General features: G+C 53.7%; 16 protein-coding genes, 1 riboswitch and 1 other annotated feature (1 of these 18 running past the window's edge). Of the genes, 10 read left to right on the top strand and 6 right to left on the bottom strand.

All coding sequences use genetic code 11. The annotated features are described in order from the left end of the window. Positions 1-199 (top strand) — a binding site (T-box leader); it begins 44 nt to the left of the window's first position. A gap of 36 nt (positions 200-235) precedes the next feature. Genes ACP6EK_RS07335 through ACP6EK_RS07355 form a run of 5 tightly spaced genes read left to right on the top strand, consistent with a single transcriptional unit; the run spans position 236 to position 4,825 of the window. Continuing rightward, entirely contained in the window at positions 236-1,465 is a 1,230-nt protein-coding gene (locus ACP6EK_RS07335) for a homocysteine biosynthesis protein (protein ID WP_438314728.1), read from the top strand. Positions 1,466-1,467: 2 nt separating this feature from the next. Further along, on the top strand, positions 1,468-1,887 hold the full coding sequence (locus ACP6EK_RS07340) for an NIL domain-containing protein (RefSeq protein WP_438314731.1): 420 nt from the start codon (positions 1,468-1,470) through the stop codon (positions 1,885-1,887). Continuing rightward, on the top strand, positions 1,888-2,619 hold the full coding sequence (locus ACP6EK_RS07345) for a UPF0280 family protein (protein WP_438314734.1): 732 nt from the start codon (positions 1,888-1,890) through the stop codon (positions 2,617-2,619). It abuts the gene before it with no gap. Positions 2,620-2,670: 51 nt separating this feature from the next. Beyond that, the gene (locus ACP6EK_RS07350; protein WP_438314737.1) at positions 2,671-3,792 is read left to right on the top strand and encodes a tetratricopeptide repeat protein; all 1,122 of its coding nucleotides are present in this window, start codon (positions 2,671-2,673) and stop codon (positions 3,790-3,792) included. Continuing rightward, entirely contained in the window at positions 3,776-4,825 is a 1,050-nt protein-coding gene (locus ACP6EK_RS07355; RefSeq protein WP_438314740.1) for a radical SAM protein, read from the top strand. Before ACP6EK_RS07350 ends, ACP6EK_RS07355 begins: the two co-directional genes overlap by 17 nt. A gap of 308 nt (positions 4,826-5,133) precedes the next feature. Here ACP6EK_RS07355 and pdxT read toward each other — a convergent pair whose 3' ends face one another. Both pdxT and pdxS read right to left on the bottom strand, forming a co-directional pair. Then, entirely contained in the window at positions 5,134-5,718 is a 585-nt protein-coding gene (gene pdxT / locus ACP6EK_RS07360) for a pyridoxal 5'-phosphate synthase glutaminase subunit PdxT (RefSeq protein ID WP_438314743.1), read from the bottom strand. A 2-nt stretch (positions 5,719-5,720) separates the two neighbouring features. Further along, on the bottom strand, positions 5,721-6,596 hold the full coding sequence (gene pdxS, locus ACP6EK_RS07365; protein ID WP_438318950.1) for a pyridoxal 5'-phosphate synthase lyase subunit PdxS: 876 nt from the start codon (positions 6,594-6,596) through the stop codon (positions 5,721-5,723). Positions 6,597-6,668: 72 nt separating this feature from the next. Continuing rightward, positions 6,669-6,822: riboswitch (FMN riboswitch) on the bottom strand. 184 nt (positions 6,823-7,006) lie between these two features. Here pdxS and ACP6EK_RS07370 point away from each other — a divergent pair. From ACP6EK_RS07370 to ACP6EK_RS07385, 4 genes are read left to right on the top strand one after another with little or no spacing between them, the layout of a single operon-like run. Continuing rightward, positions 7,007-7,147 (top strand): hypothetical protein, encoded by a 141-nt coding sequence (locus tag ACP6EK_RS07370; RefSeq protein WP_438314746.1) that lies wholly within the window; start codon positions 7,007-7,009, stop codon positions 7,145-7,147. A 26-nt stretch (positions 7,148-7,173) separates the two neighbouring features. Next, positions 7,174-7,851 carry a permease gene (locus ACP6EK_RS07375; RefSeq protein WP_438314749.1) on the top strand — a complete coding sequence of 226 codons (678 nt, stop codon included), beginning with the start codon at positions 7,174-7,176 and terminating at the stop codon, positions 7,849-7,851. After that, complete coding sequence (locus ACP6EK_RS07380; protein WP_438314751.1) at positions 7,764-8,960, top strand: FprA family A-type flavoprotein; 1,197 nt, start codon at positions 7,764-7,766, stop codon at positions 8,958-8,960. Before ACP6EK_RS07375 ends, ACP6EK_RS07380 begins: the two co-directional genes overlap by 88 nt. A gap of 32 nt (positions 8,961-8,992) precedes the next feature. Then, complete coding sequence (locus ACP6EK_RS07385) at positions 8,993-9,481, top strand: ferritin (RefSeq protein ID WP_438314754.1); 489 nt, start codon at positions 8,993-8,995, stop codon at positions 9,479-9,481. A 12-nt stretch (positions 9,482-9,493) separates the two neighbouring features. Here the strand turns inward: ACP6EK_RS07385 and ACP6EK_RS07390 are convergent, their stop codons facing one another. Together ACP6EK_RS07390 and ACP6EK_RS07395 are read right to left on the bottom strand one after the other, a co-directional pair. Then, on the bottom strand, positions 9,494-9,892 hold the full coding sequence (locus ACP6EK_RS07390; RefSeq protein WP_438314757.1) for a PaaI family thioesterase: 399 nt from the start codon (positions 9,890-9,892) through the stop codon (positions 9,494-9,496). Between the two features lie 12 nt (positions 9,893-9,904). After that, entirely contained in the window at positions 9,905-10,534 is a 630-nt protein-coding gene (locus ACP6EK_RS07395; RefSeq protein ID WP_438314760.1) for an SGNH/GDSL hydrolase family protein, read from the bottom strand. Between the two features lie 104 nt (positions 10,535-10,638). Between ACP6EK_RS07395 and ACP6EK_RS07400 the strand changes: the two genes are divergently transcribed. Continuing rightward, the gene (locus tag ACP6EK_RS07400) at positions 10,639-11,790 is read left to right on the top strand and encodes a radical SAM protein (RefSeq protein WP_438314763.1); all 1,152 of its coding nucleotides are present in this window, start codon (positions 10,639-10,641) and stop codon (positions 11,788-11,790) included. Here ACP6EK_RS07400 and ACP6EK_RS07405 read toward each other — a convergent pair. Beyond that, entirely contained in the window at positions 11,754-12,098 is a 345-nt protein-coding gene (locus ACP6EK_RS07405) for a hypothetical protein (RefSeq protein ID WP_438314766.1), read from the bottom strand. The genes ACP6EK_RS07400 and ACP6EK_RS07405 overlap by 37 nt on opposite strands. Further along, the gene (gene hydG / locus ACP6EK_RS07410; RefSeq protein ID WP_438314769.1) at positions 12,073-13,554 is read right to left on the bottom strand and encodes a [FeFe] hydrogenase H-cluster radical SAM maturase HydG; all 1,482 of its coding nucleotides are present in this window, start codon (positions 13,552-13,554) and stop codon (positions 12,073-12,075) included. The genes ACP6EK_RS07405 and hydG overlap by 26 nt, the downstream gene beginning before the upstream one ends. Positions 13,555-13,599 lie beyond the last annotated feature (45 nt).

The raw sequence follows: 13,599 nt of genomic DNA on the forward strand, positions 1-13,599 counted from the left end.
AGAGCCAGGGAGAGGTGGGAGCCTGGTATTCCTGACCTGATGAACATGGCCCCGGAGTTGCGGTGACGAAGCGAGAGTAGTGACTGACGGGCGGTTCCCGTTACAGGACCGCGGTGTGAAAGAGCACCGGCAAAGAGGCTGGCTTCCCCGGAGTCAGCGAAGAAGGGTGGTACCACGAGCACAACCCCTCGTCCCTTCGGACGAGGGGTTGTATTTTTATAGTGGGGGTGTTGCCATGGGTACGAAGCTTCGAACCTACGAGGAAATCAACGAGAAAATCAAAAAAGGCCAGGTTGTGGTGGTGACCGCAGAGGAAGTCGTAGACCTTGTACGGGAGAAAGGCGTGGAGAGAGTTGCCCGGGAGGTTGATGTGGTCACAACCGGTACCTTCGGAATCATGTGTTCTTCGGGAGCCTTTCTGAATATTGGTCACACGAAGCCCAGGATGAAAATCCATGAAGCATATCTGAACGGGGTCATGGCCTATGCCGGTCTTGCCGCAGTTGACCTCTATATCGGAGCAACACAACCGGCAAAAGACGATCCTCTGAACAAGGTTCACCCTGGGGAATTCCGCTACGGTGGTGGCCACGTCATTCAGGACCTTGTGGCAGGAAAAGACGTGCTCCTTGAGGCCTATGCCTATGGGACGGATTGCTACCCCCGAAAGAAGCTCGTCACCTGGATTAACATCCGGGATCTCAACGAGGCCTATCTTTTTAATCCCCGGAATGCATACCAGAACTACAACGTGGCGGTAAACCTCTCAGACAAGACCATTTACACGTACCTTGGGGTTCTTCTTCCTCGGATGGGCAATGCAGGATATTCTTCGGCCGGGCAGCTTTCACCACTTCTGAATGACCCGTATTACCGGGTCATAGGCATAGGGACCAAAATCTTCCTTGGTGGAGGAATCGGGTATGTGGCCTGGCAAGGGACGCAACACAACCCGACTGTTGAACGGACGGAACGGGGGATACCCAAGGGCGGAGCGGGAACCATTGCGGTCATTGGCGACCTGAAAGGGATGAACCCCCACTGGCTCTGGGGAGTGAGCATTCGGGGGTACGGCTGTTCTCTTGCCCTTGGTCTTGGTATTCCAATCCCCATTCTCGACGAAGAAACGCTGTACTACTGTTCGGTGAGCGATGAAGAGATTCTGGCTCCTGTGGTGGACTACAGCCACGCTTATCCCTATGGAACGGGGGAAATCCTGGGGTATGTGAGTTATGCCGAGCTTCGAAGTGGCAGGATTACAATCGGGGGCAAGGAAGTACCCACTTCTCCTATGTCTAGCTACAGTAAAGCCAGAGAGGTTGCCCTGACGCTCAAGAAGTGGATCCAGGAGGGAAAGTTCACCCTGACCCAGCCGGTTGCCCAGCTTCCCGGAGTGGAATCGGGTGTACGGTTCAAGAACCTTGTGGAACGCCCTGTTGAAGCCAGTGTGATCATTGGGAGGTAAGGATGATGAACAACAACGGTTCAAAGAAAGTCGTCCTCCGGTTTCCTCAGGAGGTAGCCGATCGTCCGATCGTCTGTGAGCTTGCTTTGCGCTTTGGATTACGGTTCAACATCCTTCGGGCTTCTATTTCTCCCCATCGAGAAGGGATTATGGTGATGGAGCTCATCGGTAGCCGGGATAAACAGGAGGAGGGACTGGAATTCCTGAGGGAAAAGGGTGTTTTTGTCGAGCCCTTGAGTCAGGACATCCGCATGGCGGAGGAGCGGTGTTACCACTGTGGTACCTGCGTGGGCCTCTGTCCCACAGGAGCACTCTCGATGGAGCGACCCTCCTTCCTTGTGCGGTATGACCCGGCGAAGTGCATTGCCTGTGAACTCTGTGTCCTTGCCTGTCCCACCCATGCCATGGAGGCGCTCCTTTAAGTGCACCGGTATGTGGAGCGGTGGTATCGAAAGTATATGCAGGCCGGGGATCTTGTGTCCTTCTCGGTGAAGGTAAAGGAAAGCGACCTCTTTATCTTCGCCGAAAAGGACCTCAAAAAGGAAGCAGAGGCCTGTCTTCTTCGGGAGCGAAGGAATCTCGAAGCCTATATCCGTTATGACCCCCGCTTCGCCAAATCACTCGCTCCCGTCCCTGTTCCCTCCTTTGCTCCCTGGATATGCCGGCGTATGGGCTGGGCTGCACAGGAAGCCGGTGTCGGGCCAATGGCTGCAGTAGCAGGAGCCATCAACGAGGCTCTTGCGGAGGAACTTTTGCCCATGAGTCCTGAGCTTATCATCGAAAACGGGGGAGACCTTCTTGTGGCCTCTTCACGGGATCGGCTGGTGGCCGTTTATGCTGGTGAGGATTCTCCCTTCAGTTTCAGGATAGGCATTCGACTGCGTGGTGGAAGTACCTGGGGAGTTGCCACCTCTTCAGGGAAGGTGGGTCCTTCTTTGAGTTTTGGGCATGCCGACGCCGTCGTTGTTGTGGCCAAATCTGCAGCTTTAGCTGATGCCTGGGCGACGAGTCTTGCCAACCGGGTTCGGAGAAGAGAAGACGTTGCCTCCGTTTTACGTTTAGCCCGGCGCATTACCTCTTTGGAGGGAGTTGTCGTGATTTTTGAAGACCTTCTTGGGGTGGAGGGCAATATCGAGCTCGAAAAGCTTACCTGAGGCCCTTTTTCTGCTAAAATGAGAAGAAAAAGGGTGGAGGTAAGGAAACCGGTGTTTCTCCTTCTCCTTGCAGCACTTGCGGTCCTGGCGCTTTATCTCTCGCGTATTGAGGTTCGAGATATTTTCTCCCCAGAGCTCAGAAAGCTTGTCCTTCTTGCCTTCAGGTATCTCCGGGAGAAACGGTACCGGGAAGCCATCGAGACCTACAACGTCCTTCTTGAGCTGAAGCCGGATTACGCCGAAGGGTATGTGAACCGTGGTAATGCCTATTTTGCCCTTGGGGAAGCCGAAAAAGCGCTTGCTGACTACTCGAAGGCGATTGCGCTGCGACCCGATTTCGCTGAAGCCTATAACAACCGGGGGAATGCCTACCTCTCGCTGGGTCGGCTTGAAGAGGCTTTGCAGGACCTCTCCCGAGCCTGTGAGCTGAATCCGCGTCTTTCTGAGGCCTTCTTTAACCGGGCTATAGCGCTTGCAGAGCAGGGGAAGCACAAGGAAGCAGTGGAGGACCTCACACAGTGCATTGCACTGAATCCTTCTGATTCCGAAGCGCTCTACTACCGGGCACTGCTTGTTCTCAGGCACAGGGGGTGTGAAGAACTTGTTGCGCAGGATGTTTCCAGAGCCCTGAGTCTTCGACCCCTTGATCCAAGGCTGTACCTGCTTCGGGGTACCTATTTCTTTCACAAGGGAGAACACAACAAGGCGCTTGAGGATTTCTCAAAGGTTATCACCCTACAGAGGCAAAACCCCAGGGCTCATTACCTCAAGGGCATAGTCCTGCTTGAGCTTGGGCACTATGGCGAGGCAGTGGAAAGCCTGAGTGAGGCCATTCACCTTGATCCAGCCCTTTTCCGGGCATATTTTGCCCGTGGTCTGTGCTTTTACAGAAAAGGGGAGTACGAGAAGGCTCTTGAGGATTTTTCCGCAGCGATTCTTCTGAACCCTGCTTTCCTCAGGGGATATGCTTTCCGAGCGCTTACGTACAGGGCTCTGGGGCAGCAGGAGAAAATGGAGCAAGACGTGTCACGCCTACGAGAGCAGGGTTTTCCGTGGAACGTATTTCTCGAGAGAGAGGGAATATTGCAGGAGGGTTGTCCCGGGGAGGAAATCGGGGTTTGTGACCAACTGGGGAGTGACGTCCCGGTGATGGAGTATGGAGGAGCCACGTGAGGGATGTTGCTACTTCTGTGGGGAAAGGTCCTTTCTCATCGCCGATTCCCTAAGTCTTTGTCGCAGGTGTATCATTGAGAACTTTTCCCAGGTATGCTCCCATATTCAGGAGGTTCATCGTCGGGCTCGCCAGTCTTTTGGTCTTCCCTATCCGGCTCCTTCAGGGACTTCCCGGTGCAGGCTCTGTGTTCATACCTGTGCGCAGGGAGAGAAGAGTTTCTGCGGTCTGGTTGAGGAAGGGAAGCGTTGGGCGGGAACACCAAAAAGGGGTCTTCTGGAGTGGTACTATGACGACCTTCCGACGAATTGCGTGGCAGCTTCTGTTTGTCCTGAGAGGAAGCACTTTGGGTACCAGAACCTTGCCGTCTTCTACGCAGGGTGTTCCCTGAATTGCCTTTTCTGTCAGAATTGGCATTTTCACCACCTTCTTGCCGAGCGGAAACCTCTCGCAAGCGTTGAAGACCTCCTCAAAGCACTACACCCCCGAGTTGCCTGTGTGTGCTTTTTTGGTGGGGATCCGGTGCCTCAAATAGCCCATGCCCTTGCATTTGCCCGAAAGGCCAAGGCGATGGTTCGTATTTGCTGGGAGACCAATGGGACAGTGCATCCTGAAATCCTCCAGAGGATGTACCAGCTTTCCTGCGAAAGCGGAGGGATTCTCAAGGTGGATTTAAAGGCCTTTGACGAGCGTATTCACTTTGCCCTCACTGGAGTGACGAATCGCAGGACTCTCGAAAACTTTGCCTGGCTTGCCGAAGAAAGCAAAAAGCACGAAAGGCCTACCGTTGTGGCGAGCACTCCCTTAGTGCCCGGGTATGTCCCTGAGGAAGAAGTGGAGCAGATCGCCCTCTTTATTGCCCGCCTTAACCCTGATATCCCCTACGTCCTTTTGGGTTTTGCGCCGAATTTCTTCTTTGATAATCTCCCGACAACATCCGTTCGCCATGCCGAGGAGGCGCTCAAGAGGTGCCAGGGGGCAGGGTTGAAGAACGTCTTTATAGGTAACCGATTCCTGCTCTCTCAGTGGTACTAAGGTACTAAAAAAAACTGCGGGTCCCAACAAACCCCTTGAATCCCAATTTTTGCTTCAGAGGCCGGAGCTCTGCGACCTCCGTAGGGGCATCAGGGAGAACCCCTCAGCCCATTGGGACCTCGAGATTCCTCGGGACCCGCAACCTACACCACAGGCTCCAGCAAACCTTCCGCTGCAAGACCCAGCAGTCTGAGGATTTCCTCTTCTGCCAGCTCCCCAACTTCCAGCCTCCTGAAACCTGTGGCAACTATATTATTGCCCCTTTTCTTTTCTCTGTCAAGAGGGGCGGGCGAAATTTTTTTGGAGCTTTATATCCTGGGTTTCCGGGAAGAAGCGACTTTCAGGAAGTATTCGTGCACCCGCGTATCTTCCGTAAGCTCGGGATGAAACGTGCATCCAAGGATGGCGCCGTATTGCACCATTACCGGTTGCCCGTCAAAGGAGGAGAGAAAGTGGACCTCAGGATCGGCTATTTCAATCCGAGGTGCCCGGATGAAAACCCCCATGAAGGGTCGTGATGGGTCAAAGGCGAGAGTGAGCGGGGCAACGAAGCTCTCTCTTTGCCTGCCATAAGCGTTTCTCCGCACCCTTATCGGGAGTACTCCTAAGGAGGTAAAGTGTTTCCCTTCAATTTCCCGGGCAAGAAGGATTGTTCCTGCACAGGTTGCAAGCGCAGGCATACCTTGGATGAGGGTCTCCCGAAGGGGTTGCACAAGGTCCCTGTTTTGAAGGAAAATCTCCATGGTTGTGCTCTCTCCTCCTGGAAAGACGAGAGCATCGATTCCCTCGAGATCTCTTGTGTACCGGATTCTTCTGGTCTTCACCCCAAGCCGCTGGAAAATCCTCTCGTGTTCCTCAACGCTTCCCTGAAAGCCGAGAATACCGATTTCCACTGTTACCACCCCCGTTCCTGGAGAAGTACTGTAAACTCCTCCTTCACAAGACCCTTCATGGCTCCCTTGATTCCCCTGCATGCTTCAAGAAGGGATTCTTTATCGTCAAAGAAGGTACAGGCCTGGACGATACTTCTTGCAAAGGCGGGAGGGTTTTCCGATTTGAAAATTCCCGAGCCAACAAAGATGCCATCGGCTCCAAGGAGCCGCAAAAGAGCAGCATCCTGAGGGGTAGCAATGCCACCAGCGGCGAAATTCACCACGGGGAGTCGCTTTTCTCTGCGAACTTCCTCAAGGAGAGCAGGAGAGACACCCATTTCCTTGGCGACTCTGGGGAGTTCCTCAGGGGGAAGAGAGCAGACATAGTGTATCTCGCGGGTAATTCGTCTCATGTGCCGCACGGCCTCAACGACGTTCCCTGTGCCCGCTTCGCCTTTGGTGCGAATCATCGCCGCACCTTCCTGAATTCTCCGCAGGGCTTCTCCCAGGTCCCGGGCTCCACAGACAAAGGGCACGGTGAAAGCGTGTTTGTCGATGTGGTTTTCTTCATCCGCTGGGGTGAGGACCTCGCTCTCATCGATGAAGTCCACTCCCAGAGCTTCAAGAACCATGGCTTCGGCGATATGCCCAATACGAACCTTTGCCATGACCGGGATAGACACGGCTTCCATAATGGCGACGATTTTCTCGATTGAAGCCATGCGGGCGACACCGCCTTCGCGACGAATGTCGGCTGGAACGCGTTCAAGAGCCATGACAGCGACTGCTCCTGCATCCTCAGCAATGCGAGCCTCTTCGGGGCTTGTTACGTCCATGATGACGCCCCCTTTCAGCATCTCCGCCAGTCCCTTCTTGACCACCCAGCCTCCCTTTTCCATTTTCCTCACCTTCCCTTCTGGTTTTGCAAAAAGAAAAGCCCCAACCTTCGTTGGGGCTCTAAAAACGGCGGAACCAACCTTCGCCCATTCGGACTGTACCGTCGGCACCGGATTCTCACCGGTTCAACCGCTGAGGCTGATGGGCTCGTCCCCTCAGAAGGAGGGGCATCACCACCGGTTGGGAATTGGAGGGAAACGCCCTCCTCACCCTGCCCCGAAGGTTGGATAGGCTAACGTTATTCACTTTTCCAAAAAAGTATACCATAAAATTCTCGACAGTAGAATCTGCGGATTGTACCCTATACGCGCAACTTGCCTCGTATATCGAACCCTTCGAAAAATGGAAGACCTTGTTCCTAGTTGTGTCGCCTTTCCTATAGCGAAAGCGCCATGGCGCAGGAGTTACCCGGATGACCGTGTTCATCTCTCCTCTTATGATGGTTGGTGTTGTGACCCTCCCCTTTGAGATCCAATACTTTGGAGTAGAGGTTGCGATATGGCGAAATCTCCTGGTTTACTGTTACGCTTCCCTCGTGAGGTATGGGGTATGAATTTTCGTGAAGGTGGTGAGTGAACCATGGTCAGGAACATTCTTCGAACTCCCAGGGATTTTTCGTTCTTCTGGGACTGTGCTTCGTTACGTTTTTTCTTCTCTCCCCTCCTGGGGAGAAAGGTCTTTACGGTAGCCCTGCGGAATATCCTTTTCATGCTCAGTGTTGTCCCGCCTGTGTTTATCCTTACCGGACTCTTCGATGTGTGGATCCCCAGGGAAAAGGTGGTGAGACGGCTGGGAGAGGCTTCAGGGATGGTTGGTATCGGTATAGCTCTGGCCCTGGGGACCCTTGCTGCCGGTCCCCTTTACGCTGCATTCCCCGTGGCTGAAGTTCTCCTTCGAAAGGGTGTAAGCTTGCGGAATGTATGGATTTTCCTCGGAGCGTGGTCAACGATGAAAGTCCCGATGCTCCTTTTTGAGATACAGAATCTCGGGCTGGTCTTTGCCGCGTCGAGGTACTTCATGTCTTTTCTTGGAGTCCTTGCCATTGCCTTTCTCCTTGACCGTTTTCTGAGTCTTGAGGAGAAAAATCGTATATATCTCCCTTTTGAGACGCCTTCAGGTCTGGTACAATGGAGCAACGCGACGCGCAGGGAAAGAGAGGAGGGATGGCTATGCCCTCAGTGGAGGTTCGCCCTGGTATCTACTGGATTGGCGTCAACGACCACGCCACAGACCTTTTTGAAGGTCTCTGGCCCATAACGCAGGAAGGGGTTTCCTATAATTCGTACCTCATTGTTGACCAGAAGAATGCCATTGTTGATCTCGCTAAATCTCTGAAGGTTGATGAGTACCTTGCGCAGATTGATGAGCGCATCCCCCTTGAAAGCCTCAACTACATCATCCTCAACCACATGGAACCAGACCACACGGGAGTTTTGAGGGTTCTCAGGAAACTCGCTCCTCAGGCGGTTATTCTCTGTTCACCTCAGGCGAAAGACATGGTTTCAGCCTTTTACGGCATTTCCGAAGGTGTTCAGGTCGTCCGCGATGGGGAACGGATCGACTTGGGGGAAAAGAAACTGGTCTTCCACCACGTTCCCATGGTCCACTGGCCGGAGACCATGGTGACGTACGAGGAGAAAACGCAGGTCCTCTTTTCCTGTGATGCCTTCGGAGGTTATGGAGCCCTTCAGGGGGCGATTTTCGAGGATGAGTGCCCGCAGTTCGATTTCTACATCAGGGAATCGCTCCGATACTTTGCGAACATTGTGGCCAAGTACAGCGCTATGGTCCTGAAGGCTATCGAGAAACTCTCACCGCTTTCGATCTCTATCGTGGCTCCCTCGCACGGTCTCATCTGGAGGAAGAACCCGGGTCGGATCATCGAGCTTTACCGGAGGTGGTCTCAGTACGCTGAAAGTGGAGGAGAAGTGGGGGTTACGTTGCTTTATGGCTCAATGTACGGCAACACTGAGGTCATGGTGGACGCCCTGGCTCAGGGAATAGCCGAAAGTGGAGTTCAGGTCGACATGTTCGATGCCCGGCGGGTGCATCCAAGCTACATTCTGGCTTCCCTCTGGGAGAAAAAGGGTGTTGTGGTTGGGGCACCGACGTATGAGGCCGGACTTTTCCCACCGGTAGCACAGGTCCTTGACCTGGCGCTTCGCAAAAACGTGAAGCACAAAAGGGCGATGTACCTTGGGAGCTTTGGATGGTCTGGAGGGGCAAGGAGAGAGGTTGAGCGCTTTGCCCGTGAGCTTGGCTGGGAGATGGCGGTTGCCTTTGAGTTCCGTGGTGGAGGGACGAAAGAGGACTGGCAGCGGATACGACAACTGGGGCGGGAATTCGGAGCATCTCTCAGGGGTTAAAAAGTAGAAACCCCTAAGAAAGGAGGATTCTCATGCTGAGCAAGCGCCTTGAAGAGGCAGTGAACGAGCAGATTAAAAACGAGTTTTATTCTGCTTACCTTTATCTGGCGATGGCGGCGCAGTGTGAGGCCATGAACCTCAAGGGATTTGCCCACTGGCTTAAGGTACAGGCAAAAGAGGAAGTCGCCCACGGCATGCGCCTTTTCGATTTTGTGAATGACCGGGGAGGGCGCGTAGTGCTCCGGGCCATCGAGCAACCTCCTGTGGAGTATCCTTCTCTCAAGGCCATGTTTGAGGCAGTCCTGGAGCACGAGAAGAAAGTCACAGGGATGATTCACAGGCTCTATGAGATGGCTCGTGAAGAAAAAGACTATCCCCTCATGACCCACCTGCAGTGGTTTGTCGATGAGCAGGTTGAGGAAGAGAAGAACGCCTCAGAGATCCTGGGATATCTCCATATGGCAGGGGAAGGACCAGGGCTTCTTGTGCTCGACGCCAGAATGGGGGAAAGAAAGGACTGAGGGGAAACCCCCTCAGTCCTTTCTTTTTCGGTAACAGAGTGCCTGCGCAAAGGCAACGGGTATCCCATCTTCGTTGTATGCCGTGAGGCTGTAAAGACCAGTTCTTGGAGTGAGAGCAACTTCTTTTGCCTCGGCAACAAGCTCTCCGGAAACCACAGGTTTCATGTAGTGCACGGTGACGCTTATGGCCACTGCGTCCTCCACGTGGGAGTTGCAGGCGAGTTCGAAAGCTTCATCAAGCAGGGAAAAGAGCGCCCCTCCATGGAGGATGGAGAAGATGTTGTGCAGGTGTTCCTGTACCTTCATCCGTACCCGGGCGTAACCTTCGGCAAGCTCCTCGAGTTCCATTCCAAGAAACTGGGCATATCCCTCCTTAGCGAACTTCTCCCTCAAAATAGCGATTTTCTCCATGTTCTACTCCTCCTACAGGGCCTGCCGGATTATCCCTGCTAAGGCTTCGGCAAAGGTCCGATTACCCTCGGCATCCCAATGGATGCCGTCTCTCGGGCTTGTCCGTACCACTTCCTGGGCATCGAAGAAGAGACACCTGAGTCGTTCCGCCTGGAGGCGGTAGAGGTGTCTGAGTTTTCGGGATTTTTCCTCCCCTCCTGCGAAAATTTCCGCCTCCTGAGGTAGAGGCCCAATCGGTGGCGGAGCGACGAGAAGCACCATAGGAGCACGACCACCTGGCCCGGCAGAACTTCTCTGGGCAATTTTCACCAGCTCTCCCGCGCTTTGGGCGATGTCTGCAGGGTGGAGGTTGAACCGCTGCTTGAGATCGTTTGTGCCAAGGAGAATGACGACGAGATCCAGTGGTCTGTGGGTCTCAAGGAGCATCACGAGATGTCGTCGACCGTTCTTGTCACCCTCAATGGGATCGTCAAAGCCCGTGGTACGGCCGTTCAGTCCTTCCTCGATGATTTCGTAACCTTCCCCGAGGAGGCGAGCTAAAATCCTCGTCCAGCGCTTCTCGGGAGGAAAGCGGTCCTGGTTTTCTGGATCCCATCCCCAGGTGAGGGAATCGCCAAAGCAGAGGATACGCCTGGGATGCATTTCCAGTTCCCTCCTTTTTCCTGAAAGTTACCAAGAGGTTCTGGGGATGCGCAAGGGGATTGGCAAAATATTTGGGGAAGAGGTACAATGTACTTTGGGGGCAAATGGTGGAAGATCCCGGAGAAAAGCTTGTCCTTCTTGGTTCTGAAGCGCGGTTTGACCTGTGCGGGTCGTGTTTTGGGGGAGAGTCACGCATCCGCCATCCCAGGGGTGGATGGATTTACCCTGTTGTCCTCCCCGATGGTCGAAAGGTCCCGGTTCTGAAGATACTCCTCTCCAACGAGTGTATTCACAACTGTTTCTACTGTGCGAACCGGGCTGGAAGGACATCTCCCCGAGCAACGTTCGTCCCCGAAGAGCTTGCTCGCCTTTTCATGAACCTCTGCAGGAGAGGTCTTGTGCAGGGGCTTTTCCTGAGTTCTGCAGTTTTCCGGGAACCCTCCCGGACAATGGAAGACATGATTAAGGTAGCCGAGATTCTCCGCTCCCGGTACCGTTTCCCGGGATACATCCATTTGAAAGTTCTGCCTGAAGTCGGCTTTGACTTTGTGGAAGAGGCTGCAAAGTTCGCAACCCGTATTTCTGTGAACCTCGAGGCACCTTCTCTGGAGCACCTCAGAAGGATTGCCCCTGAGAAGGACTTTGCACGCATTTTTGAAAAGTTTTTCTGGTTTCGAGAACTCCAGATGAGGGGGAAACTCCGTGGAGGGTTCACCACCCAATTCGTCGTGGGGGCAGCCGGAGAAAAGGATCGGGAAATCCTCAAAGTAGCAGCTATGCTTTACCAGGAATTCCAGGCACAGCGTGTGTACTACAGCGCTTTTCAACCCGTTGTGGGAACCCCACTTGAGGACATGCCCGGCGTTTCCACCTGGCGGGAACACCGGCTGTACCAGGCCGATGTTCTTCTCCGAAAGTACGGTTTCTCCTTCGAGGAAATCCCTGTGAGGGACGATGGCAATCTTTTCCTCTCAAAAGACCCCAAGACTGTCTGGGCGCTACAGCACCCCGAGTACTTTCCCGTTGAGGTCCATCGAGCACCTTATGAGGTACTCATCCGTGTCCCCGGGATTGGACCGGAAACGGCCAAGAATATCCTTAAGTTGCGTCGGCAGGGAGTACGCATCACCCCGGAAGTTCTCAAAAAGCTTGGACCCTCCACCACAAGAGCCCTACCTTTTCTTCTGTTTCGTGGCAAAAAGGCCGTTTCTTCCTTTTCTCAGCCTTCGCTTTTTACCGAGGAAGTCCCCGTCTGAGCAAGGAATTCCCTCAGAAAGGTGAGTATTGCCTCCCCCTCTAAAGGAGGGATACATTCCCATTTTTCTACCACAAGTCCAAATCGCGGCGTGAGAGGAATTTGGCGGAGGGGAAGGGGGTCTTCCCCTCCGCATCCGGTAATGTAGGACCATCGTTTCCCCAAAATTTCGGCAAACCATATTCGCGCACCGTAACGCTCAAGGATTTTCTCGGCGATGGTGCGCAGAGCGTCTAAGAAATTTCTTTTCGCCGCTTCTTCCTGTATTTTCCCCAGCCAGTCCTCAAATGCGCAGGTCCCTTTCTCCACGTTCGATTCGCTCCAGGTACTCCCGAACAATGGGTTTCAGAGCCTCATCAAGCTCAGCAAACTTCTGTTCGATGAGCCTTTCGCCAACGTTCCGGGTTTCTGGAGAGGCGTAGTCGATAAGGTACTCTTTAAAGGTAAGGATGGCGTTTGGCATGCAGAAATGGTGGATTTTACCCTTTTTGGCAATTCCCATGAAGTATTTCCCGGTTCTCCCACAGCGATAGTCCGCGGTGCAGAAAGACGTGATGTATCCCATCTCGGCGAGTTCTCGCACCACTTCGTCCAGAGACCTGGGATCGCCAATCTGAAATTGCTGTCGCTTGAGGTCCTGCTCGGTATACCGATCGCTGTAAGCCCCAATGCCAATGCGCGTAGAAGCGTCGGTCTGTGTACACCCCACGGGGATGACCTCACGGCGGATGTGCGCTGGCTCTCGAGCGGTAATAATCATTCCGGTGTAGGGAACAGAGAGACGGATAACGGCTACAAGCCGCTTGAAGTCCCGATCAGAGACCTTGTATTGTGTTTCCTGGACGAAAGGGGTATTGATGGCTGGCTCAAGGCGGGGGAAGGAAATGGTATGGGGTCCGACTCCTCCGAAATGCCGTTCAAGGTCTATGGTGTGGTAGAGAAGTCCCATAACCTCAAACTTCCAGTCGTAGAGTCCAAAGAGTGCCCCAATGGCTACATCGTCGATTCCTGCTTCCTGAGCCCGGTGCAGTGCATAAAGACGCCACCGGTAATGAGCCTTGAGGGTTCCCTCAGGGTGGACCTTTCGATACGTTTCGTGGTGGTATGTCTCCTGGAAGACCTGGAACGTCCCGATACCAACTTCTTTGAGGACCCGAAGACGAGCAATGTCCATGGGTGCTGCGTTGACGTTCACCCTGCGAATTTCCCCATTGCCGACTTTTGTTTCGTAGACGGTTTGGATGGTTCTGGCAATATAGTCAACATCAGAAAGGGGGTGCTCTCCGTACACCATGATGAGGCGTTTGTGCCCCATGGAGACTAAGGCTTCTGCTTCCCTTCGGACTTCCTCGATGGTGAGCTGCCGCCGTTTCTGCAGGTGATTGTCCCTTCGGAATCCACAGTAGAGGCAATTGTTGACGCAGAAATTGCTACAGTACAGTGGGGCGAAGGTGACGATGCGGTCTCCGTAGACCTTCCGTTTTACCTCACCTGCTGCCTGGAAAATCTCTTCCCACAGCTCCTCATCCTCAACGTTGAGGAGCGTTGCAGTTTCCTCCGGTTCGAGGCGTTCCAGAGCAAGAGATTTAGCAATGATGTCCCGGACCCTCTGGGGTTCAGGATTCCGGTGCTTTCGGAGGAGTTCTTCAATCTCCTCGTCATTGATGAAGTCGCGCCCGTTGACGAGATATCGGTTGATTTCTTCTTCTTTGATGACACCCTGCATCCACTCTCGCACATTGAGTGGAACGTCTCTTGTCAACATGTTGTCACCTCCCGACGGAAAACAAAGACCTGGCCTGCGGGAGGA

Origin of the sequence: Candidatus Caldatribacterium sp. SIUC1 (assembly GCF_051549785.1) — a bacterium.
Taxonomy (GTDB): Bacteria; Atribacterota; Atribacteria; order Atribacterales; family Caldatribacteriaceae; genus Caldatribacterium.

Bases quoted from the DNA above. Each gene is read 5' to 3' on its own strand.
- ACP6EK_RS07335 (WP_438314728.1), top strand. From the start codon at position 236: ATGGGTACGAAGCTTCGAACCTACGAGGAAATCAACGAGAAAATCAAA.
- ACP6EK_RS07340 (WP_438314731.1), top strand. From the start codon at position 1,468: ATGATGAACAACAACGGTTCAAAGAAAGTCGTCCTCCGGTTTCCTCAG.
- ACP6EK_RS07355 (WP_438314740.1), top strand. From the start codon at position 3,776: ATGGAGGAGCCACGTGAGGGATGTTGCTACTTCTGTGGGGAAAGGTCC.
- pdxS (WP_438318950.1), bottom strand. From the start codon at position 6,596: ATGGAAAAGGGAGGCTGGGTGGTCAAGAAGGGACTGGCGGAGATGCTG.
- ACP6EK_RS07370 (WP_438314746.1), top strand. From the start codon at position 7,007: ATGACCGTGTTCATCTCTCCTCTTATGATGGTTGGTGTTGTGACCCTC.
- ACP6EK_RS07375 (WP_438314749.1), top strand. From the start codon at position 7,174: ATGGTCAGGAACATTCTTCGAACTCCCAGGGATTTTTCGTTCTTCTGG.
- ACP6EK_RS07380 (WP_438314751.1), top strand. From the start codon at position 7,764: ATGCCCTCAGTGGAGGTTCGCCCTGGTATCTACTGGATTGGCGTCAAC.
- ACP6EK_RS07385 (WP_438314754.1), top strand. From the start codon at position 8,993: ATGCTGAGCAAGCGCCTTGAAGAGGCAGTGAACGAGCAGATTAAAAAC.
- ACP6EK_RS07390 (WP_438314757.1), bottom strand. From the start codon at position 9,892: ATGGAGAAAATCGCTATTTTGAGGGAGAAGTTCGCTAAGGAGGGATAT.
- ACP6EK_RS07395 (WP_438314760.1), bottom strand. From the start codon at position 10,534: ATGCATCCCAGGCGTATCCTCTGCTTTGGCGATTCCCTCACCTGGGGA.
- ACP6EK_RS07400 (WP_438314763.1), top strand. From the start codon at position 10,639: ATGGTGGAAGATCCCGGAGAAAAGCTTGTCCTTCTTGGTTCTGAAGCG.
- hydG (WP_438314769.1), bottom strand. From the start codon at position 13,554: ATGTTGACAAGAGACGTTCCACTCAATGTGCGAGAGTGGATGCAGGGT.